This window comes from Salinicoccus carnicancri Crm (genome assembly GCF_000330705.1).
In the GTDB taxonomy this organism is placed as follows: domain Bacteria; phylum Bacillota; class Bacilli; order Staphylococcales; family Salinicoccaceae; genus Salinicoccus; species Salinicoccus carnicancri.
This window is the reverse complement of the sequence record NZ_ANAM01000008.1, coordinates 336,687-357,785: the sequence shown is the minus strand read 5'-3', so window position 1 is coordinate 357,785 and position 21,099 is coordinate 336,687. Positions and strand designations below refer to the sequence as shown.

At 46.1% G+C, this 21,099-nt stretch carries 20 protein-coding genes and 10 tRNA genes; 22 read left to right on the top strand and 8 right to left on the bottom strand.

Annotation, left to right across the window (positions count from 1 at the left end):
- Positions 1-20: 20 nt before the first annotated feature.
- Both C792_RS0109465 and C792_RS0109460 read right to left on the bottom strand, forming a co-directional pair.
- Entirely contained in the window at positions 21-404 is a 384-nt protein-coding gene (locus C792_RS0109465) for a YtxH domain-containing protein (RefSeq protein ID WP_017549227.1), read from the bottom strand.
- 54 nt (positions 405-458) lie between these two features.
- Positions 459-887 carry an HIT family protein gene (locus tag C792_RS0109460; RefSeq protein ID WP_017549226.1) on the bottom strand — a complete coding sequence of 143 codons (429 nt, stop codon included), beginning with the start codon at positions 885-887 and terminating at the stop codon, positions 459-461.
- 85 nt (positions 888-972) lie between these two features.
- Between C792_RS0109460 and C792_RS0109455 the strand changes: the two genes are divergently transcribed.
- Together C792_RS0109455 and C792_RS0109450 are read left to right on the top strand one after the other, a co-directional pair.
- Positions 973-1,716: an ABC transporter ATP-binding protein gene (locus tag C792_RS0109455; protein ID WP_017549225.1), complete on the top strand. Its 744-nt coding sequence runs from the start codon at positions 973-975 to the stop codon at positions 1,714-1,716.
- The gene (locus C792_RS0109450; RefSeq protein WP_017549224.1) at positions 1,706-2,908 is read left to right on the top strand and encodes an ABC transporter permease; all 1,203 of its coding nucleotides are present in this window, start codon (positions 1,706-1,708) and stop codon (positions 2,906-2,908) included. Before C792_RS0109455 ends, C792_RS0109450 begins: the two co-directional genes overlap by 11 nt.
- A gap of 13 nt (positions 2,909-2,921) precedes the next feature.
- Here the strand turns inward: C792_RS0109450 and C792_RS0109445 are convergent, their stop codons facing one another.
- Positions 2,922-3,458 carry a hypothetical protein gene (locus C792_RS0109445; protein WP_017549223.1) on the bottom strand — a complete coding sequence of 179 codons (537 nt, stop codon included), beginning with the start codon at positions 3,456-3,458 and terminating at the stop codon, positions 2,922-2,924.
- A gap of 165 nt (positions 3,459-3,623) precedes the next feature.
- On the opposite strand from C792_RS0109445, the gene hemE reads away from it, so the two are divergent.
- The 4 genes from hemE to lplA all read left to right on the top strand — a co-directional run bounded on the left by hemE (position 3,624) and on the right by lplA (position 8,016).
- A complete protein-coding gene (hemE, locus tag C792_RS0109440; protein WP_017549222.1) occupies positions 3,624-4,649 on the top strand; it encodes a uroporphyrinogen decarboxylase in 1,026 nt (341 codons plus the stop codon).
- 6 nt (positions 4,650-4,655) lie between these two features.
- On the top strand, positions 4,656-5,573 hold the full coding sequence (gene hemH, locus C792_RS0109435) for a ferrochelatase (RefSeq protein WP_017549221.1): 918 nt from the start codon (positions 4,656-4,658) through the stop codon (positions 5,571-5,573).
- Between the two features lie 18 nt (positions 5,574-5,591).
- Positions 5,592-6,962, top strand: a complete 1,371-nt coding sequence (gene hemY, locus C792_RS0109430; protein ID WP_017549220.1) for a protoporphyrinogen oxidase — start codon at positions 5,592-5,594, stop codon at positions 6,960-6,962.
- Positions 6,963-7,026: 64 nt separating this feature from the next.
- The gene (lplA, locus tag C792_RS0109425; protein WP_017549219.1) at positions 7,027-8,016 is read left to right on the top strand and encodes a lipoate--protein ligase; all 990 of its coding nucleotides are present in this window, start codon (positions 7,027-7,029) and stop codon (positions 8,014-8,016) included.
- Between the two features lie 60 nt (positions 8,017-8,076).
- Here the strand turns inward: lplA and C792_RS0109420 are convergent, their stop codons facing one another.
- Positions 8,077-8,301 (bottom strand): hypothetical protein, encoded by a 225-nt coding sequence (locus C792_RS0109420; RefSeq protein WP_017549218.1) that lies wholly within the window; start codon positions 8,299-8,301, stop codon positions 8,077-8,079.
- A 214-nt stretch (positions 8,302-8,515) separates the two neighbouring features.
- Here C792_RS0109420 and C792_RS0109415 point away from each other — a divergent pair, with 214 nt between their 5' ends.
- The 3 genes from C792_RS0109415 (at position 8,516) to C792_RS0109405 (ending at position 9,366) form a co-directional block, all read left to right on the top strand.
- On the top strand, positions 8,516-9,112 hold the full coding sequence (locus C792_RS0109415) for a competence protein ComK (protein WP_017549217.1): 597 nt from the start codon (positions 8,516-8,518) through the stop codon (positions 9,110-9,112).
- An 89-nt stretch (positions 9,113-9,201) separates the two neighbouring features.
- Positions 9,202-9,276 (top strand) — tRNA-Asn (locus C792_RS0109410).
- Between the two features lies 1 nt (position 9,277).
- Positions 9,278-9,366 (top strand) — tRNA-Ser (locus tag C792_RS0109405).
- Positions 9,367-9,819: 453 nt separating this feature from the next.
- On the opposite strand, the gene C792_RS0109400 is transcribed toward C792_RS0109405, so the two are convergent.
- Together C792_RS0109400 and C792_RS0109395 are read right to left on the bottom strand one after the other, a co-directional pair.
- On the bottom strand, positions 9,820-10,335 hold the full coding sequence (locus C792_RS0109400; RefSeq protein ID WP_017549216.1) for a GNAT family N-acetyltransferase: 516 nt from the start codon (positions 10,333-10,335) through the stop codon (positions 9,820-9,822).
- A 126-nt stretch (positions 10,336-10,461) separates the two neighbouring features.
- Positions 10,462-11,310, bottom strand: a complete 849-nt coding sequence (locus C792_RS0109395) for a VOC family protein (protein WP_017549215.1) — start codon at positions 11,308-11,310, stop codon at positions 10,462-10,464.
- Between the two features lie 138 nt (positions 11,311-11,448).
- On the opposite strand from C792_RS0109395, the gene C792_RS0109390 reads away from it, so the two are divergent.
- Positions 11,449-11,799 (top strand): winged helix-turn-helix transcriptional regulator, encoded by a 351-nt coding sequence (locus tag C792_RS0109390; protein WP_017549214.1) that lies wholly within the window; start codon positions 11,449-11,451, stop codon positions 11,797-11,799.
- Between the two features lie 41 nt (positions 11,800-11,840).
- Here the strand turns inward: C792_RS0109390 and C792_RS14440 are convergent, their stop codons facing one another.
- Positions 11,841-12,404 carry a thermonuclease family protein gene (locus tag C792_RS14440; RefSeq protein WP_017549213.1) on the bottom strand — a complete coding sequence of 188 codons (564 nt, stop codon included), beginning with the start codon at positions 12,402-12,404 and terminating at the stop codon, positions 11,841-11,843.
- 247 nt (positions 12,405-12,651) lie between these two features.
- On the opposite strand from C792_RS14440, the gene C792_RS0109380 reads away from it, so the two are divergent.
- The 12 genes from C792_RS0109380 to C792_RS0109325 all read left to right on the top strand — a co-directional run bounded on the left by C792_RS0109380 (position 12,652) and on the right by C792_RS0109325 (position 20,055).
- Positions 12,652-12,725 (top strand) — tRNA-Met (locus C792_RS0109380).
- 17 nt (positions 12,726-12,742) lie between these two features.
- Positions 12,743-12,818 (top strand) — tRNA-Asp (locus tag C792_RS0109375).
- 21 nt (positions 12,819-12,839) lie between these two features.
- Positions 12,840-12,912 (top strand) — tRNA-Phe (locus C792_RS0109370).
- A 7-nt stretch (positions 12,913-12,919) separates the two neighbouring features.
- Positions 12,920-12,992, top strand: a tRNA-His gene (locus C792_RS0109365).
- A gap of 18 nt (positions 12,993-13,010) precedes the next feature.
- Positions 13,011-13,084, top strand: a tRNA-Gly gene (locus tag C792_RS0109360).
- A 6-nt stretch (positions 13,085-13,090) separates the two neighbouring features.
- Positions 13,091-13,165, top strand: a tRNA-Asn gene (locus C792_RS0109355).
- A gap of 3 nt (positions 13,166-13,168) precedes the next feature.
- Positions 13,169-13,240: transfer RNA gene (locus C792_RS0109350), tRNA-Glu, on the top strand.
- Positions 13,241-13,283: 43 nt separating this feature from the next.
- Positions 13,284-13,371, top strand: a tRNA-Ser gene (locus tag C792_RS0109345).
- A 385-nt stretch (positions 13,372-13,756) separates the two neighbouring features.
- Positions 13,757-15,262 carry a long-chain-fatty-acid--CoA ligase FadD gene (gene fadD, locus C792_RS0109340; RefSeq protein ID WP_017549212.1) on the top strand — a complete coding sequence of 502 codons (1,506 nt, stop codon included), beginning with the start codon at positions 13,757-13,759 and terminating at the stop codon, positions 15,260-15,262.
- Between the two features lie 55 nt (positions 15,263-15,317).
- Positions 15,318-16,523 carry an acyl-CoA dehydrogenase FadE gene (fadE, locus tag C792_RS0109335; RefSeq protein ID WP_017549211.1) on the top strand — a complete coding sequence of 402 codons (1,206 nt, stop codon included), beginning with the start codon at positions 15,318-15,320 and terminating at the stop codon, positions 16,521-16,523.
- Positions 16,524-16,577: 54 nt separating this feature from the next.
- Positions 16,578-18,836 carry a 3-hydroxyacyl-CoA dehydrogenase/crotonase FadB gene (fadB, locus tag C792_RS0109330; protein ID WP_017549210.1) on the top strand — a complete coding sequence of 753 codons (2,259 nt, stop codon included), beginning with the start codon at positions 16,578-16,580 and terminating at the stop codon, positions 18,834-18,836.
- A 31-nt stretch (positions 18,837-18,867) separates the two neighbouring features.
- Entirely contained in the window at positions 18,868-20,055 is a 1,188-nt protein-coding gene (locus C792_RS0109325) for a thiolase family protein (protein WP_017549209.1), read from the top strand.
- Positions 20,056-20,291: 236 nt separating this feature from the next.
- On the opposite strand, the gene C792_RS0109320 is transcribed toward C792_RS0109325, so the two are convergent.
- Positions 20,292-21,065, bottom strand: a complete 774-nt coding sequence (locus C792_RS0109320) for a class I SAM-dependent methyltransferase (protein WP_017549208.1) — start codon at positions 21,063-21,065, stop codon at positions 20,292-20,294.
- Between the last annotated feature and the right edge of the window lie 34 nt (positions 21,066-21,099).

Sequence of the window (21,099 nt, the reverse complement as noted above, 5' to 3'; positions counted from 1 at the left end):
CCCTGCTGCTGTGTAAAGGCCTATTTAAATTTGAATTTGAAGTTATCCTGGATTTTCCCCACTGATTCCTGGACCTCTTCACCGCGGTTCTGAAGATTTTCCACGTCTTTTTGTATGCGTTCAATATTCGGTGAAATGTCCGCCTGGTAGTTGCTGATCATTGTCTTGATTTCATCTCCCAGTGTTTTGAACACTTCCTGGGATTCATGCTTTGTCTTCAGAAAAGAAGATTTGACTTCATCCGCTTCGATTTTCAGCTGATCCATCTGGGATTTCATGTTGCCCGAACCGGACTTCAGCGATGCCTGAAGCTCGCTCCCTGATTTTGGGGCGTTGAGCATTGCAATCAGTGTCCCCCCGGTTACACCGACGAGGAAACCGATACCTGCGTTTCTGAGTTTCATTAAGTGTCACGTCCTTTTTGCCATTTATGTCTCTTTACCCAAAGCGTCGAAGAGTTATACATCGAGCTGGTTTTTGATTGACTCTTCGATCTCTTTTTTCTGCTCATCTGTACGTTCATCAGGATCCTGTTGCCAATTGTAGCTGAACCCGTCGTATTCGTCCTCATATCTGGGTATGAGATGGAAGTGGAGGTGGAAAACAGTCTGTGAGGCATATTCACCATTGTTCTGGACAATGTTCAGTCCGGCCGGTTCGAAAGCATCCTTTATGGCATTTGCAACTTTGGAGATCACTTTCATGATGTGTGCGCCGGTTTCGTCATCCAGGTCATATATATCCGGCACAGGTTTCCTCGGTATGACGAGTGTATGCCCTTTGGAAAGCGGGAAAGCATCCGTGAAAGCGATGCATACCTCATCTTCATATACGATGTTTGAAGGGATTTCACGGTCGGCTATTTTCTCGAAAATTGTTTTAGTCATTCATTGTACCTCCATTGTTCAGTTATGATATATTAATTTAATATAAGTATACAAATAAATGATTACAAATAAAAGGAAGTCGGTTATGGTACTGAAAATAGAACATCTGACGGGTGGGTACTCGAAGACACCTGTCATACATGATGTCTCCCTTGATATAAAAAAAGGGGAAATCGTCGGGCTCATAGGCCTGAACGGTGCAGGGAAGAGTACAACCATCAAGCATATACTGGGCCTGTTGCGGCCGCATTCGGGTGAAATCCGTGTGGCCGGCACCACAATCAGTGAAGATGCCGAAAACTACAGGAAGCGCCTCGCATATATACCGGAAACCCCTGTACTATATGAGGAACTGACACTCAAAGAACATATACTGATGACCGCCATGGCATACGGTATAGAGGAAGAGGATGCACTGGAACGGGCGGGGGAACTGCTTGGAATATTCAGGCTGGATTCGAAGATCAATATGTTTCCTACTCATTTCTCCAAGGGTATGAAGCAGAAAGTGATGTTGGTCTGTGCATTTCTGGCCCGGCCGGACCTGTACATCATCGATGAACCGTTTCTAGGTCTTGACCCATTAGGCATAGATTCGCTCATCGACCTGATGGTCAGGGAGAGGGACGCCGGGCGCTCTATACTGATGAGTACACATATACTGGCCACGGCGGAAAAATACTGCGACCGTTTTGCAATCATCGACAGCGGACGTATGGTTGCGGACGGCACTCTCGAGGAACTCCGCATTTCCCTTGATATGGCAGCTGCCTCTCTTGATGAGGTTTATCTGAAGATTACAGGAGGTACCTCCGCCGATGCCCGATAATCTATTCAGACCGAGGGTGAATGAAGATATAAGGCGCCGCAGCTACTACGGTAAATTCATATTCAACAGCCATTTTCTGATATTCCTCACCATCGCCGGCGGCGTATTCATTTATTCGCTGCTCGGGATACTCCAGACACTGGAACCATCAGTATGGCTGGATTTGATTGCTTCTGCCGTGGTAGCCCTGTTCCTGCTGCCCGGGTACCGTTCGCTCCTGAAGCCTGCAGACGGCATCTTTCTGCTGCCGTATGAAACACATATGGGAACCTATCTTAAAAATGCCGGCCGGTATTCGCTCATGCTCGGTATTTCAAAAGCCGTCACGGCTGCAGTGATTGCCCTGCTCCTCCTGACAGTCGGGCATGGGGCGATTGGAATAATGCTGTTCCTGCTCCTGGCGCTCATCCATTACACTGTCAACTTCCATGTAAGGAAGCGCGTCATCAATACCGGAATTTCCATTTCTTTAATGACCGTCATCCTCTTTGTAATGGATGTACTCAGTCTGATACTCGTGCTGCAGCACCCGGTATGGCTGATATTATCATTGGTATTCCTTTTGGCGGCGGACAGATACGTAAAGGGGCGTGAGCACCCCGCTTTCGACTGGAATGCATATATAGAACATGAGGAAGTGCAACTCAACCGGTATTACAGAAATGTCTCCATGTTCACCAATGTGAACCATATCGACAAGCAGTTTAAAAGAAGGAAATACCTGGACCCGCTACTGTGGAAGCCGGCGGGTATGTCGTTCGGCAAGGAGAAGATGTATGAGTTCCTTTTCTACAGAACGTTTGCCAGGGACCATGACCTGCCGATGATCATACTGAGGCTCATCATACTCTTCGGCATCGTGATGGTATGGATGGGCAACCTCTACGTTTCCATCGTCACAGGTCTGTTCGGGATATATGTCATAGTGCTTCAGATGTCCCAGATCTATTCGGCCCAGGCCTATCTGCTCTGGCCGAAAGTGTGGCCGGTCGACCGCTCCTTCATCCAGAAAAGCTATGTTACATTCTCACACAAGGCGGTATTCGCCGTAACGCTGGTCTTCGGCATCATTTTTGCCATCGTCCATCCGGGGTTTGCCTACATCGCCTTTGTCTTCCCGCTATGGGGATACTTGACAAACAGAGTGTTCAGCAGAGCTGTATATAAAAAAGAACAGGAATTAAGCGACTGATGTCATCAGTCGCTTAAAATCCGTCTTCAGAGTCTTCGGCCTGTTCATCATTGTCCTTAAGCGGCAGGAAGAACTTTGCGGAGATGGATTGGTGGAATAGTGACTCCGCTGTACGGAATTTTTTCAATACCTCGCTGCTCAGGTATGAGTGATATACATCTGTATGTTTGAAATCGCTGTATGTGGATGCTTGTGCCCATTGGATCATGACGACAAAAGACTCATCGTTTACGGCCTCCCCTGTTCTGTAGGCCATTACCCCGTTTGCAGTCTCTAATGCTGCCACCAGGTCGGAAAGGTGTCCGTGCATCGTTCCCTTTTTGTTGTCGGGTATGGGAATGAAATGCGCCGACGTGGCATTTTCATCATCAAGTTCCCCTTTTGAATGTTTGATATCGTAGGTGTGGCGTGAAGTGAAAAATGAATCATTGTTGTCATCTTCATAAAAAAGGATGGCATCCTGGCCCATTGCACCGATATGGACTTCCGGATGTTCGTGTTTGATGTCTTTCAAATACCTCAGTGTTCCTGTTGTCAAATGTAGTTCCATTATGTTCACCTCTTAAATAGTCTTGGTATATACATACCTTAAATCAACTTTCACTAAACGCAAACCAAATAAATCGATTTTTTGACATTATGCATGTAATTAATAATTATTATCAACAGTATGTTAGAATATTGAGTGATATATAGAATATTGGAGGAAAATACATTGTTCAATGATACTATCATCAAAGCGGCAAGAGGGGAAAAGACGGATTACACTCCTGTCTGGTTCATGAGACAGGTTGGACGCAGCCAGCCGGAGTACAATAAAGTCAAAGAGAAATATTCCCTTATGGAAATTACGCATCAGCCGGAGCTGACTGCATACTTGACAGCGACCCCTGTCGAAAATTATAACGTTGACGCTGCAGTGCTGTACAAGGATATTGTTTCCCCGCTGGCTCCCATCGGTATAGACGTGGAGATAAAGGCGGGAGTTGGTCCTGTAATCCATAATCCTATCCGCCACATCAGTGATGTGGAGAAACTTGGTGAGCTTGATCCGTATAAAGATCTTGACTATGTCTATAAGACGATCGAAATATTGACCAAAGAGAAATTGAATGTTCCCTTGATCGGTTTCTGCGGGGCGCCGTTTACGGTGGCAAGCTACATGATTGAAGGCGGGCCGACAAAGAACTATCATAAAACTAAATCAATGATGTATAATCAGCCCGATACGTGGTTCAGACTCATGGAAAAACTGGCTGAAATGAGCATCCGCTATCTCAGGGCACAGGTTGAATCGGGTGCGGGACTTATCCAGATATTCGATTCCTGGGGCGGTGCATTGAACAAAGCGGACTATGCACATTACCTTGCGCCTTACATGAACCAGATAATCGACAGTATCAGGGATATGGGAGTGCCAGTCATCGTCTTCGGTATCGGTGCATCCCATCTTATCCCGGAGTGGAATAAGCTGGACATGGATGTGATGGGCCTCGATTGGAGAACCTCCATCAGTGAAGCACGTGAAATGGGCGTGGCAAAAGCCCTCCAGGGTAATCTGGATCCGGCACTGCTTCTCGCCGACTGGGAAGTCATTGAACAAAGGGCGAAAGAAATCCTTGACCAGGGCGGGAACGATGGCCACATCTTCAATCTGGGGCACGGGGTATTCCCCGAAGTCGAGCCGGAAACATTGAAACGACTGACTACATTTGTACATGAGTACAGCAAAGGAAAGTGATTTGGAATGGCAGTGAAAAAGGGACTATTGGTGATGGCGTATGGTACGCCCTACAAAGAGGAAGACATTGAACCGTATTACACACATATCAGACACGGGAGAAAACCCTCAGAGGAAGCACTTCAGGATCTGAAAGACCGTTATGAAGCAATCGGGGGCATCTCTCCGCTTGCAGATACCACCAAACGGCAGGCGGAAGCGCTCGTCAATAAATTGAACGCATCGCAAAACGAAGTCGAATATGAACTGTTCATCGGACTCAAGCATATCGACCCGTTCATAGAGGATGCGGTCGAATCCATGAGCGATCATGGTATCAAAGAAGCGGTTTCCGTTGTACTGGCACCGCATTATTCCGAGTTTTCAGTAGGCACCTACAATGAACGGGCGAAGGCTGAGGGGGAAAAATATGGCATCAGCATCAAGTCTGTTCAATCATTCTATGAGCAGGAGCCCTTCATCGATTTCTGGACAGAAGCCGTGAAATCTTCTCTCATGGAAATACCTGAAGCGGAATTGCAGGATACAGCAGTCATTGTAAGTGCACACAGTCTTCCAGAAAAAATCAAAGAGCACAACGATCCGTATCCGGCCCAGCTGGAAGCTACTGCGGAGCTTATCAGAAAGCATGCGGACCTCCAGAACGTGCATATCGGCTGGCAGTCTGAAGGCAACACACCGGACCCGTGGCTTGGCCCGGATGTCCAGGATCTGACCAGAAACCTTCATGAATCCCGCGGCTACAGTCATTTCATCTACCTGCCGGTTGGCTTTGTGTGTGAACATCTTGAGGTACTGTATGATAATGACTATGAGTGTAAAGTAGTGTGTGATGAAGTGGGGGCGGGATACCACCGCCCTGCAATGCCGAATACGGATGACCGCTTCATACAGGCGATGATCAACGAAATTAACAAATTGTAGTAAAGAAGGCTGATCAAAGTGAAGAAAGTAGCCATAATCGGAGCAGGTATTACCGGACTTTCAGCGGCATTCTACCTCTCAAAGCACAGTGATCTGGAAATAGACCTGTTTGAGAAAGACAGCCGGGCCGGCGGTAAGATCAGGACGCACCAGAGGCACGGCTATACCATCGAGCTCGGCCCGGAATCCTATTTGGCAAGAAAGACGATAATGACCGAACTGGCTGAAGAAATCGGCATGGGGGATGACCTGGTAAGGAATTCAACCGGGCAGTCCTATATATATTCGAACAATAAATTATCCGCATTGCCAAAAGGTTCTGTGCTCGGTGTGCCGACGGAGCTCGGCCCGTTCCTTACCACCGATCTGGTCTCAGCCACCGGAAAGCTCGCCGCCGGACTTGATCTCTTCAAGAAACCCACACCTCTGTATACGGATGTATCTGTGGGAAGCTTCTTCAGAAGAAGGCTCGGGGATGATGTTCTCGAAAATATGATAGAGCCGCTCCTTTCGGGGATATATGCGACAAACATCGATGAGTTGAGCCTGATGTCCACCTTTCCTTACTTCAAAGAGAGAGAGGAGAAGTATGGCAGTCTCATCAAAGGTGCCATTGCGGAGAAGCCGGCTTCATCGGACAAGCCCAAAGGCAGGAAAGTAGGCCAGTTCCTGCAGTTCAGGAACGGTCTCCAGTCTTTCATCGACCGTCTTCTGAAAGTGAATATTGAAAGCGGGGTCAATGTTCATTTTGGGAGTGATGTGGAAGCCATCACCAAAAATGGTGAAACATATGCGGTGCAGGTGGATGGTGGGGTGAAAGAGTACGACCGCATAATCATCACTACCCCCCATTTCCAGTACAAGAGATGGTTCGACGACCTGCCCCTTGAGTATTTCAAACATATGGAAGCAACCAGTGTGGCGACAGTCGTCATGGCATTTGATCAGCATCAGGTGAAAAATGATATCGACGGCACAGGCTTCGTCGTATCACGGAGGATGGATACTTCCATTACAGCATGTACATGGACAAGCAAGAAATGGAAGCACTCCACTCCATCAGGGAAGGCGCTCCTCAGGGCCTATGTCGGCCGACCGGGAGATTTCATCGTCCATGAGAAAAGTGAGAGTGAAATCGCCAGCCTGGCAAGGAAGGACCTGGATAAGATCATGGATCTTGAAGGTGAACCCGAGTTCACAATCGTTACGAAGATGAAGCGCTCCATGCCGCAGTATAAAGTGGGGCACAAATCCAGAGTGGATGCAGTCCGGAAGTATATGACGGAGCACTACCCGGGCATCGTCCTTACAGGGGCATCCCATCATGGTGTGGGTCTGCCGGATTGTGTCAGTCAGGCAAAGGCAGCTGTGGAAAGCATAACCAAATAAATGGAATCTTGAGGCCGGAATGTTATTATAATAATATCCGGTCATTTTTTTGAGGAGGGGAAAAATGAAGTTTATATCAAACAAAAATATTACTGATCCAATGATCAACCTTGCCATGGAGGAGTATGTCCTCCGTGAAATACCGACTGATGATTCCTATTTCCTGTTCTATGTGAATCAGCCTTCGATCATCATTGGTAAAAACCAGAACACCATAGAAGAAATCAATGAATCATACATCAGGGAGAACGACATCAAAGTGGTAAGGCGTGTCTCGGGCGGTGGAGCAGTGTATCATGACGAAGGGAATCTGAATTTCAGTTTTATTACAGAGGATGACGGAAACAGTTTCCATAATTTCAGCAAATTCACGCAGCCGATCGTCGATGCGCTTAATGATATGGGCATACCGGCAGAGCTGTCGGGCAGAAACGATCTGGAAATTGATGGGAAGAAAGTATCGGGTAATGCTATGTTCAGCCAGAGGGGCAGGATGTTTTCACACGGTACGCTCATGCTCGACAGTGATGTTTCAGAGGTGCAGAATGCACTCAAAGTAAACCCCAAAAAGATTGAATCCAAAGGAGTAAAATCCGTCAGGGGCCGTGTCGGGAATATCAATGATTTTCTGGATGAGAAAATTGATATAGAGGAATTCAAGCGTAAAATACTGAGGTATATTTTCGGCGGTGACGACCATATAGAAGAATATGTACTCACTGACGAAGACTGGAAGAAAATCAATAAGCTTTCTGAAGAGAAATACCAGACATGGGACTGGAATTATGGTAAAAATCCAAAATATAACTTCAATGTATCCCATAAGTTTCCGGCAGGGCTGTTGGATATCAGGCTGGATGTAAAGAAAGGCCGGATAGAGCACGCAAAAATTTTCGGTGATTTCTTTGGTGTCGGTGAAATTGATGTCATAGAAGAAAGGCTGATCGGAGTGGAGCATGACAGGGGAAAAATTGCGGAAGCATTGGAAGATGTGGACATTTCCCATTATCTGGGCCGAATCACCCGTGAAGAGCTGCTGGAACTTATCGTATAACATAAATAAGCTGACTTTACGCTATGTACTCAGTACAGGTAAAGTCAGCTTTTTTTATCGTCATTCATCATCTTCTGTATCTTCATCAGTCAATTCCTTTAGCAGAGTGGTGTATTTAATGAACTTTTCCTCGTCTTTTTCCAAGAGAGCTTCTTCAATCCTATCATTGTATGATTTACGATTGTATTCATCCATCGCTTCTTGTAACAGGAGTTCAGCAGAAAGGTCATTGATCGTGTTGATGAAGACTCGCAACTGATTAACCGGGTATACTTGTTTATTCATCCCTATTCCCCCTTCATCTAAATGGTTGTTACAAATTATATAACACGTTTCTGGTCAGGTCAAACAGAGTTTTGAATATTTAGACTATTTATTAATGTAATATTACACTATTTGACTTTTATTAACAAATAATTCAATTAAACCATATTATTGTTAACAAATGAGTTAACATATGGTATCATGTATTTAGAATATTTAGATAAGGGGGAACAGCATGAACAGACTCCAATATCAGATACATGAAGAAACGATGTACATCGTTTCAGTCAACAATGATGGCAGTATTGAGAGCAGGGTGGGGGAAACCTATGGGGACAGCCGCAGGTGCCAGCTCACTCCCAACAAAGTGATAGAAAGGAACTGCCGGAACCATTCTCAGAACTACATCGCCAGAAAAGACCTTACAAAATCCCTGACGAATATCACAAGTAAAATTCCGGTGATTGTGGATTTGTTTGGAGCATACATATATTTCTGCACAAACTCAGACAGGGTCCAGGAGAACAACTGGTTCAATATAAAGCATATCCAGGCCTACTGGGACAATAATGGCATGACACGCATACAATTCTCCAATAATGAAGAACTCGAAGTGGATATTTCCTATTCATCATTCAACAACCAGTACCTGAATGCACTTAAACTGCATTATCGGTTCAATCAGCAGAAGGAAAAGTACCAGAAGAAAGAGATGGGGATGCACTTCCAGTATCCGGCACTCGGAAGAGGTGAATCCGCCCAGATCCATGAAACAATATACCACTCCTATATAAATTATATAAACGGCCTGCAATCAAGGGGAGGGGTGTAAATTTTAACATAAAACATGGCCTGAAACGCTTGAAAAACTCTGTGGGAATAGATATAATTGTAAATGTTCGATTGAAAAAATAACATTGTTCCACAGTAGCTCAGTGGTAGAGCTATCGGCTGTTAACCGATCGGTCGTAGGTTCGAATCCTACCTGTGGAGCCATGGAGATGTACTCAAGTGGCTGAAGAGGCGCCCCTGCTAAGGGTGTAGGTCGGTTTTCCCGGCGCGAGGGTTCAAATCCCTCCATCTCCGTTTCGACCCGTAAACCATGTGTTTACGGGTCTTTTTCATTTTAACGGTTTAATGATTTGATAATTTCTTTACATAATATTAAAATTATAGATAGAGGGATTTTGAGGGGGGATTACTATAAAGAAATTCAGAATAATATATAAGAACCGGCTGCGGCAGACCATCTATACCAATATCCACACAGTTGAGAGCCTGAAGGAAGCGATACAGAAGGCCAAGGAAGAGGGCCGTGGACACTTGATGCTGAACGGGAATGAAATTTTTCCGAATCAGGTGAAGAAGGTCAAGCGCTTAAAATAGTCTTTGTGTCTTAGTTTATAAGTGAAAGATATTCATCCAATGATGGGGCGACAGTAACTCTGAATGTTTCCATATAATGTGGCACAGCCTTTATAAAATAATAGACGAACCTCTTTCAGGGGATTGGTCTGAAATAGACGAACGTTTGGGATTTTATCGTCCTTCCGCTCTTTCTTTCAGCCATTCATGCTTCAATATGGACATGAATGCAGCATCTTTGTACTTTCCTTTTGCATAAAAGTGTTCTCTGAGGACACCCTCATTTTTAAACCCTTGTTTTTTGTATATTCCCACTGCTTTTTCGTTTTCAACATCTACATACAAATACACTTTGTGCATGTTCAACACTTCGAAAGCATATTTAGTCGCCTCTTTGAATGCGAATTTTGCGAAGCCGTTTCCACTGAACTCGGGCTTGATGATCAGCATGATTTCGCAATGGCGGTGGATAAAGTCGATATAGTCAAGATCCACGATTCCAACCTTGTCCAGTTCATTCATGACAACGAATCTTCTTGCAGATTCTCCGGAAGTGTTGTTCCGGTAGTGTTCTTTCAATTTCTCCAATGAATTATAGGGTTCTTCGAACCAATATGACATCAATGAGTAATCATTGGCGAGTTCATGGATGAATTCAAGGTCTCTTTCTTCTAACGGACGTAGTTTCATGTCTGCCTCCTGCATTTCATTGTTTTCTTATCTCCTGCCATTTTAACAGCAATAACCGAAAATTGGTAAGAGCATGATAAAAAAGCTATCCTGTTGAGGATAGCTTTTTTGACTGCATATATAAATTTAAAAGGCAAGTTCCACGCGGCTTCCTGAAGGATCGGCGGAAAATATCCTGCCATCTTCTCGTGTGACATTAAATCCGGTTTCTTCAAGTCTTGAAACTGCAGTATCCCTTGAAGTCTCATCAGGGTATCTAAGAACATAATGATTGAGGCCGACGCTGTTTTCATCCGGAGCAGGGGCGCCGATTCCATTCCATATATTCACTGCGATATGGTGGTGGTATTTTTCTGTGGACATGAACATCGCCTGGCCGGCGAGGTCGCAGACGATTTCAAGGCCGAGACCGTCTGTGTAGAACTTGACTGCATCACCGATGTTTCCCACATGCAGGTGAAGGTGGCCCATCACAGTGCCTGCCGGCATGCCGTCCCATTGTGTATTGGGATCGAATGATTTCAATAAGTCTTCGAAATCCAGCGGGTCGGTCGTCATGTCAACACGTCCGTTTTTCCAGCTCCATTCTTCGGCCGGACGGTCAATATATATTTCAATGCCGTTTCCATCAGGGTCGTTCAGATAGAGAGCCTCGCTGACCAGGTGGTCGGCAGATCCGAAACGGATGTTCTTATGGGCAAGCTGTAAAGTGATCGCAGCAAGGTCTGAACGCTCCGGTAGCAGAATCGCGAAATGGTACAATCCTGAAGTTCTGCCTTTTGGTTTGGCATTTTCCGGCTGGTGGAGAGAAATTAAGCTCGTTTCTCCATCTGCGGTCAGGCTTGCAGACTGGTCATTTTTGTCCAATAGGGAAAAACCCAATGTCTTTGTATAAAATTCAATTGAATGCTCCAGATTGGAGACGTTCAACTTTACGTGTTCTACATGTACAGCAGGTGGTGTATGAAAATTCATCTTTGTGTCCTCCATTGATTTTAATTAATTACTTTATGTAACTAAGTATATAATAATTAATTAATTATGTAAAGGGATTTAATATCTTTTAATTAATTGGTTGTTATGATACAATATGTTGGAAGGAAGTGATAAGAAATGAAACAATCGGCACTTTGTCCAAGGTTTGAAAAAGCTGTTTCATTACTCAGCCAGAGATGGACGGCGCTGGTCATCTACCAGATGCTTGACGCACCGCAGCGATTCGGCGCTATACAGTCAGCCGTCGGTGTAAGTGGCAAGGTACTTTCCGACAGACTTAAAGATATGGAGCGGGAGGGTCTTGTCAAAAGAGACGTATACCCCGAAACTCCTGTCATAATCGAATATTCACTTACAGACAAAGGGCGTTCTCTTGAACCTGTCTTAAGAGATATTGAGCAATGGTCCCAGGACTGGATTCCACCCACAACGTCTGATGAGACAGATTTGACCGAAACCCACCAATAAAATGAGTGTCTCTCTTCATAATGGAAGGGAACGCTCATTTTTTAATTACTTAGAGACCAGATACCCAAATTTTCCGACTGTGCCTCCTCCTGCGCTTCATAAAGCAGATCAGCGTGGGTATCATTTGGGGGATTGACATATTTCACTTCTGCCAAGCCTTCCCTTACAAGTACTTTATTGATCATTTCATCATCTGCATACACATAGACCAAATATCGGCCGTAATCATCCGCAGCGGGTCCCGAATCAAATTCCACTTCGATCTTTTCTGCATTTTCAAGCAGTTCACGGGCCCGTTCTGCCGCTTCTCTGGCGAACGGTTCTTCTTTGTGTCTGGAATGTCTTGTCTCCGGTGTGTCAATCATCAGATACCTGAAAATTTGGCTTGCACCTTCATAATTGAATCGTGTCGTATCACCGTCGATGAATTCATCGACGGTGACCTGGACTCTGCCGTGGGGCTCTTCATTTCCGGAGATTTCGGGTTCAGAGCGTGACGCATCCGGGTCCTCTTCCATTACAAGAGAGACCGTCACAGTCACAATCAGCAGCAGTATTATGGCCGGAATGGTCAACTTCTTCTTTCCAAGGGTCTTCTTCTTCATAAAAACATCCTTTTCATATTTGCATCTGTACGTTACATTATATGGGCAGTTAAGTTAAAGTTCCATCCGGGAACAGTAAAAGAACTATCATACTGAAAAAACGCGGTCCGGAATAGTCCTGGATTTGATGACAGGTGTGAAGAAAGTGTAAATTTGACTCAATAAAGTTATGAAAACCACTTGAAAAGATTTAACAAAACGTATAATATATATATCAGACGTTGAAAAACGGCATAAATAATATTAGCGCGGGATGGAGCAGTCTGGAAGCTCGTCGGGCTCATAACCCGGAGGTCGGTGGTTCGAATCCACCTCCCGCAATTTTTTTATTTTATGGAGGTCCCGTGGTGTAGCGGTTAACATGCCTGCCTGTCACGCAGGAGATCGCGGGTTCGATTCCCGTCGGGACCGCCATTTTTAAATTATACATAACAAGGTTCAGTAGCTCAGTCGGTAGAGCATGTGATTGAAGCTCACAGTGTCGGCGGTTCGATTCCGTCCTGAACCATATTATGGCGGTTGTGGCGAAGTGGTTAACGCACCGGATTGTGGCTCCGGCATTCGTGGGTTCGATCCCCATCATCCGCCCTTGATTAAATATTGTATGCGGGTGTAGTTAAATGGTATAACCCCAGCCTTCCAAGCTGATGTCGTCGGTTCGATTCCGATCACCCGCTCCATTTTATTCCACAGTAGCTCAGTGGTAGAGCTATCGGCTGTTAACCGATCGGTCGTAGGTTCGAATCCTACCTGTGGAGCCATATGGCCCGTTGGTCAAGCGGTTAAGACACCGCCCTTTCACGGCGGTAACACGGGTTCGAGTCCCGTACGGGTCATCAAACAGAAGTGAGCAGCTCACTTCTGTTTTAATTCCAATATGGACAGTTGGCCGAGCGGCTGAAGGCGCACGCCTGGAACGCGTGTATACGGCAACCCCGTATCGAGGGTTCGAATCCCTCACTGTCCGTTCATATATTCATCAAAATGGTTACGTGCCTGCACGTAGCCATTTTTTTATTCTGAGCGGAGTTAATTGAGTTGATTATAAGTGTAAAAAGTTAAACCGATTAATTTACATAACTTTTTGTGAATGATATATTTAAAATGAAAAGGCTTACATTTAAGGGCGTTTTAACTTCCGGTTTCTTTAGAAACATCATATAGTGAACAGGGTCCGGCAACAGTCAGATTCAAGACGTTATTTTCCAACGAAGGATGTATCATAGCATCTGAAGTTCCAGCCTGCAGTGTAAACATGATTTGAAAGTAATTGATGAAGGTCTCATACGTAACAAACAAGGGGATTATACTAATCAATTGGCAATGATAATCATTATAAAGGGGAGAGAACTATGAATTATGATTGGATCAGGACAAGGGCGGATTATGACGAAGTTAAGCCGGCTGTCATTGACCCGCAAAAGGATACGGAATGGTCATATCAGGATTTGAATATCCGGGCCGAGAACCTGGCGAACCATCTGCAGGACCAGGGGATACGACGCGGGGATGTCGTCGGTATATTTGCACCGAATGATGTGGCAGTACTGGATCTGCTTTTTGCCTCGTTTAAAATGGGGGCTGTATATCTACCGATCAACTGGCGTCTGAAACCGGATGAAATAGAGAGTATCATTGCCGATTCAGGCGTAAAACTTATTTTTTATGCGGCGAGGCATAAGGGAAGCCTCGAAATGGTTTCTGATGAGCTGCTTCATATGGATATCGATTCAGGAGAGTATGATGAAATTACCAATCCCACGCACCACCGGCCATTTGAGACAGTCGATGTAGAAAGTGATGATCTGGCATCCCTTATGTATACCAGCGGGACGACGGGACTGCCGAAAGGGGTCATTTTCACCTACGAGTCGTTCGTGAACAATGTAATCAATACAGCACTGACATATAAAATCAATTCGACCCATTCCACAATCATATCCACACCGATGTTCCATGTGCTCGGATTCAATGACACGGCTCTGCCTCTGATCATGGCAGGAGGGACGCTGGTTCTCCACCGTTATTATGACGGCCGGGGATTGAATGATCTGATGGCAAAATACCAGCCGAACTATCTGATACTGATCCCGACAATGTATTACGGAATGCTTGCCGCCGATAATTTTGATATCAACAGTTTCAAAAATATCGATTTTCTCATACAGGGCGGCTCTTCACCGCTGCCGGCTGTGCAGAAGAGATTCGAAAGCATGGGTCATACGCTGATCAATGGATACGGTCTGACCGAAGCGCCGCTCACCATGGTCAACACTCCACAAAATTCATTAAAAAAACCGATGAGTATCGGGAAGCCGGTAATGTATGTTGATATGAAACTCCTGAATGAAGACTTTAACGAAGTCGGATCGGGAGAGATCGGGGAATTGGCAGTGAAAGGTAAAAACGTCACCCCCGGATACTGGAACAAACCTGACATAACGGAACAGTCTTTTGAAGATGGATACTTCCTGACAGGAGACCTGGCCAAAAAAGACGAAGACGGGGACTTGTTCATCGTCGACCGCAAGAAGGACCTGATCATTACAGGCGGGGAAAATGTGCTGCCGTCCGAAGTGGAAATGGTATTATCAGAGCATCCGCTCATCAGACAGACCGTTGTAATCGGATATGACAGCCCGGAATTCGGAGAATCTGTGTCAGCGGTCGTAGTGCTGGCTGAGCCCGACCCTGATTTTGAAAGTAAAATAGATGGATTTGTTCGAGAACGTCTGGCAGGATACAAAGTGCCGAGAATGTATTTGAAATTGGATGAAATCCCATTAAATTCAACAGCCAAGCCGGACAGGTTGGAATTGCAGCGTCTGATGAACGAAAAAGTGGAGAAAGCCGGTTGATAACCATTGAATGATTTGAAAGCGCTGTCAAAAAGATGATGGGGGGGGATATGATATGGCCGCGAAAGAAGAAATGCTGAAAAATTTATATCCTGAAGACCTGTTGAACATATCACATGGATTGACGGAGGGGGAGGTGAAGTTTCTAAAGGAACTTGATGATCTGCTTGAGGACAAGTACAGGGAATCAATCAATGAACATTGGATCAATGCAACGGCACCGGAGGGTTTTTTTGAAGAGATGGGGAAGCTCGACTATTTCAACAACCCACTGCTTTTTGAGAGCCGCGGGAAGGCGAAGATGACCAGCCAGCTGTTCCAGTTCTTCATGTCCTATACAATTGCCAGGTTTGATGTCTCTTTGGTCACTCTGCTCGGTGTGCACCAGGGACTCGGACACAATTCCTTCCTGTTCGGCGGCAGCAAAGAGCAACAGGCCTATTACCTGCCAAAACTGCAGTCGCATGAGCTCAGAACGTGTTTTGCCCTGACCGAGCCGGAACATGGGTCTGATGTAGCCGGGGGGCTGGAAACGAGTGCAGAATTCCGTAATGGACACTGGATACTGAACGGTGAAAAGAGATGGATCGGCGGCGCAAATCTTGCGGATGTGATACCTGTATTTGCAGTGGATGCTGAAACCGGCAAACCAAAGGGCTTCATCATCCGTCCCGAACAGGAAGGTGTCGATATTGACATCATAAAGAATAAGATTGCGCTCAGGGGCGTGCCAAACGCAAATATCCGTCTGAATAATATTGCTGTGAAGGAAGAGGACAGGCTGCAGAACATCAACAGCTTCAAAGATGTGGCTAAAATACTGTACTCTACCCGTTCCGGTGTTGCACACATGGCCACGGGGGCATTGGCCGGCGCACTGCGGGCAACCCGTGAATATGTCACAAAACGTAAGCAGTTCGGTAAGGAAATCAGCAAATATCAGCTCATCCAGGAAAAACTCTCCATGATGCAGGGAAACCTCGCACATGCGATGTCATTATCTGCACAGCTTTCACGTATGCAGGAGAACGGGCAATACGACGAAGTCGCAACATCCACTGCAAAAATGATGAACGCCTTGAGGCTGAGAGAGTCCGTCGCGATGGGCCGTGGCATTACAGGAGGGAACGGCATACTTGCAGATTACGATATTGCCAGGTTCTTCTCCGATGCCGAAGCCGTATACACTTATGAAGGGACGCATGAAATCAATGCGCTGGTCATCGGCAGGGCATTGACCGGTGACTCTGCATTTATGTAACCATCAGTAAATGGATGCTGCATTTTCAGGATAAAATAATCTGGAGGTTTTTTCATGACGATAAGAAAAGCAACCGTTCTGGGTGCCGGTGTAATGGGCAGTCAGATTGCCGCCCTGCTGGTCAATGCAGGGCTCAGGGTTAAAATTCTGGACATTGCTGGCGATAGGGACGAGCCCAATGAAATTTCGAAAAAAGCCTACGATACAATAACTGATAAGAAGCGGCCTCAATTATTCGATTTGTCGTTTGCATCCAATCTGACATACGGCAACTTTGAAGAGGACCTCACCGGGGATGATGGTACGGACATTTATATCGAAGCTGTGAAAGAGGACCTGGGTATCAAACATGAGGTATGGGATAAAGTGAGGAGAACAGCTGGAGACAGAACTTTATTTGCAACAAACACCTCGGGAATTCCTATCGCTTCCATATCAAAAGTGTTCGACGACAGTGAGAAAAAAAGATTCTTCGGCATGCATTTCTTCAATCCTCCCCGCATCATGAAGCTGGTTGAGGTGATACCTTATGCAAATACGTCGTCTGATGCATTAGAGGAGGTACAGCTTTTTCTGGAAGATGTTCTGGGCAAAGGTGTTGTCATTGCAAACGATGTCCCTGCATTTGTGGCCAACCGCATAGGTACACAGACGATGAACGATATTATGTTCCGTGCGGAACAACAAGGATTTTCGATTGCGGAAACGGATGCCCTGACCGGCCGCAACATTGGGCGCCCGGGTACAGGAACATACGGACTGGTGGACCTTGTGGGGCTGGATATTGCGGTGACGGTGATAAGAGGGCTGCAGCAGATACCCGAAGAGAAGCAATTTTTCCATGACACAAAAATAGCCGGGACGCTCATGGAAAAAGGAGCGTTTGGTAAGAAGAAAAAGCAGGGTTTTTATAAGAAGGGAAAAGAGGACTATCTCGTGTTTGACCCGGAAAGTAATGATTATATCACCCCGGACCAGCCGGAGTTTCATATCCTTGGGAAATTTGGGAGGGATCTCGGGGCGAACCTGGATGCAGTCTTCAATGCTGAAGATGAAGCGGGAAGATTTCTGTGGGAGACATTGAGGAACAATTTCTATTATTCCGCCCTCAATGTTCCCAAGGCCGCATCAGATTATGCGGACATTGACCGGGCCATGGTATGGGGATTCAACTGGAAGAAAGGACCGTTCCAGCTCTGGGACATGATGGGGTTCGAACGTGTCAAAGAACGTATGGAAAATGAACTTGGAGAATTGCCCGGGTGGATCAAAAAACGTGATACTCCATTTTACAGTGAGAGTGACTCCATTGAACGTGTGACACCAGTGTCCGAGTTCACGGATAGTGAAATATGGAACAGGGAAGATTCTCTGCTGTCTGTTGCACACAGCGATCAGCTGCTGCTGAAACTGCAAAGCAGAAACAATATAATTTCAGATGACTTCGCCGGGGATCTGATCGAATCGATAGATCTCCTGGAGAATGAAGATTACTCCAGTATGGTAATCTATGCTGAAGGACGTCATTTCAGCGTAGGCGCCGATCTATACCTGATGAAAAAAATGCACGAGGACAACAGGGTGGAAGAAATAGTCGGTCCGGCAATTGACAAGTTGCATGAAAGTTTCAACCGGCTCAAGTACGCGTTGAAACCGGTTGTTACCGCTGTGTACGGCAAATCTCTTGGCGGGGGGTGTGAACTTGTCCTTCACTCACCGATTGTCGTGGCGGCGAGTGAAACATACATGGGCCTCGTAGAGGCCGGTGTCGGTCTTGTGCCGAGCGGGGGCGGTCTTGCCGAAATGGCCGACAGAATACTCAGTACCGGTCATATGCAAAATGACAAGCAAAAGACCATGACTGAAGTGATGACAAATATCGCTTTTGCCAAAGTATCTACGAATGCCCATGAAGCACTCAAATACAAATATTTGAGAAACACTGACACTATCATACTGAACGCTGAAAAAAGAGTGGAAATTGCACTGGAAAGGGCGCGTTATGAGTCGGAAACAAATTACATTCCAAAACCGAAAGTAAATTATACTGCACTGGGGCGTGACTATAAGGCACTTGCCAAGGGTCAGCTGGATGCGCAACGTACCGGCAATTTCATAAGCGATTATGATTATGAAGTCACCCTGGATGTTGCGCACGTACTATCCGGCGGCGAATTGCCGCGAAACACGATTATCAACCAGGGATATATACAGAAGCTCGAAAAAGAGAGGTTTCTGACGCTGCTGCAGAATGACAAGACATACAATCGCATTAAGCACATGCTTGAGACAGGCAAGCCTTTGCGTAATTAATGATGAGTATATGAAGAAAGGATGAAAATGAATGGAAGATGCATATATTGTGGCTTACGGCCGTTCTGCAGCGGGAAAAGCGAAGGGTGGCGCCATGGCCCACGAAAGACCCGATGAAGTGGCTGCACAGGTTTTAAAAGGGGTCATGAACCGGGTTGACGGCGGGTTCCAGCCGGCAATGGTGGAAGATGTAATCGTCGGCAATGCATTCCCTGAAAGTCTGCAGGGTCAGAACATAGCACGCACCATTTCAATGCTTGCCGGCATGCCTGAGAGTGTGCCGGGGCAGACAGTGAACCGCTTTTGTTCATCCGGACTTCAGACCATCGCAATTGCAGCCAATCAGATCAGATCCCGGCAGGCGGATATATTGGCAGCAGGCGGTGTCGAACTGATGAGTGCTGTTCCAATGGGAGGGAACGAGCCCACAAACAGTCCGGTGCTCCAGGATGAAGATACCGGTGTATCGTATCCGATGGGGCTGACGGCTGAAATGGTGGCGGAAGAATATTCAGTGTCACGAAAAGACCAGGATTCCTATTCCGTGCAAAGCCATCAGCGCGCTATAAAGGCCAGGGATTCAGGCAGATTCGATGATGAAATCATACCAATCGATGTCAACAGCGTTTCATATGATGAAAACGGACCTGTTGTCACAAAGGAATCATTCAGGACAGATGAACTCATACGTCCGGATACAAACCTTGAGACGCTTGAGGAACTGCCGACGATATTCAAAGCAGGCGGGACAGTGACAGCTGCTTCATCAGCACCGCTTACAGATGGCACAGGCTTTGTCATATTGATGTCGGGTAATAAAGTGAAGGAGCTCGGGGTCACGCCTATTGCGCGGTTCGTCGGTTATAAGGCGGTTGGTGTCGATCCGAAACTGATGGGGATAGGTCCTGCATATGCCATACCGGAAGTGCTGGAACTGACAGGTCTTGGGGTTGAGGACATGGACCTGATCGAATTGAATGAAGCGTTCGCCTCCCAGACCGTTGCAACAATCAGGGAAGCTGGTCTGGATACAGAAAAAACAAATGTAAACGGCGGAGCGATAGCGCTGGGCCATCCACTCGGTGCTTCAGGTGCAATGCTCACGGCTCGACTGCTTGCTGAAATGAAAAAAAGACCGGCATCAAAATATGGTATGGTCACAATGTGTGTGGGAGTCGGCATGGGAGCAGCCGGCGTATTCGAATTCATCAGAGATTAGCGTGACCCCGGATTACAGAAACATGGTAATTGCCTTAAAAATGATCGGACCATGGTTACAGATCGAGACGGGTGAAGCATGTGAATCATAATTTCAGACATTGACGAATCTAATAAAGGCAGTATCACCCTCTATAAAAATACAGATTCTAACATACCCCGAACACTCATGAAAGTAGGTTACAGGTTCGAGGATGAGCCTTTCTTTTTATCAGTTGACGGAAGTGATGGTGTTTATTAAAGTTCAATCCTGCCGTAGTGCACCTGGCTTGTCTTTCTTTTAAGCTGATTGAAACCAAACTGTTCGAACCTCCTGCTTCTCCAATGGTCTTTCAGCACCACTCTGTGTTTTGCGACTCTTTTTGCTTCCGTGACAGTTTCGTGTGTCAGTCTGTTCTTTTCTGCCTGTGCGCTGATTTTCCGGATGGCGTTTGATGCTTTGATTGTCTCCTGGAACATTGGATCGAAGTATACGATGTCAAAGCTGTTATCGGGAAGCATTCTGAGGTAATCACGGTGGTCTGCATGTACTGTTTTAATCCTTCGCATTGCTTCGTCAACTACCGGGATCATACTATGGTATGTCTTTAATCCTTCGGTGGCGAGCATGTGGAGGACTGGGCTGGCCTCTACTGCAGTGACGCAGCCTTTATCCCCTGTAACAAGGCTGGCTATGATGCTGTCTGCTGCGAGTCCCATTGTGCAATCAAGCACACTCATCCCCGCCGTCAGCCGACAGGCTTCTGTGAATGCATCATTTTCTCCGTTTATCAGCCGTTTTGCCCTGATCATAGACAGGCTGGGATGGAAGTGGATGGGTTCCGTCGAAGAACAGGGCATGATTGTGAGTTTCTCCCTGCCGACCGTTGCAATGTCGGTTTTGTATTTTTCAAATAGGGCATCGATGCTTCTTTTGTTCCTTTTTATAAAAGGATGTTGATATTCTTCGGCGAGCGTTTTTGCACGGGCCGTCGTAACCTGGTCTGTCCTGCTGCCTGTAGTGATTATCATGTTTTACCTGCCTTAAAACATGCCCCCTGGCTTC